Origin of the sequence: Massilia genomosp. 1, from assembly GCF_011682185.1 — a bacterium.
Classification (GTDB): domain Bacteria; phylum Pseudomonadota; class Gammaproteobacteria; order Burkholderiales; family Burkholderiaceae_D; genus Telluria_A; species Telluria_A rubra.
Window position 1 is genome coordinate 1 of the sequence record NZ_WHJF01000478.1, and the last position, 321, is coordinate 321.

Here is a 321-nt window from a genome sequence, read left to right on the forward strand (position 1 = left end):
GGTTCGACGAGATCCCGCTGTCGGCCTTCGAGCGGGTCAATCCGGCGTATGTGAGCGAGCGCTTGTCGGCCCGCGAGGACGATATCGTCTGGCGCGTGCGGCTGGGCGACGAGTTTCTCTACGTGTACATCCTCCTGGAATGCCAGTCCGGCGTGGACCGCTGGATGGCGCTGCGCATGCAAACCTATATCGGCTTGCTGTACCAGGACCTGGTCAAGCGTCACGCATTGTCCCCTGGCTTGCTGTTGCCGCCGGTGCTGCCGCTGGTGTTCTACAACGGCCTGCCGCACTGGAGCGCCAGCATGGACCTGGCCGGACTCC

Annotated in this window: 1 protein-coding gene; it reads left to right on the forward strand. The window is 64.5% G+C overall.

Annotated features, from left to right (window positions below):
• Positions 1 to 321: Rpn family recombination-promoting nuclease/putative transposase (locus F1735_RS34585; RefSeq protein WP_167241575.1), on the forward strand; the 321-nt coding region annotated here is incomplete at both ends.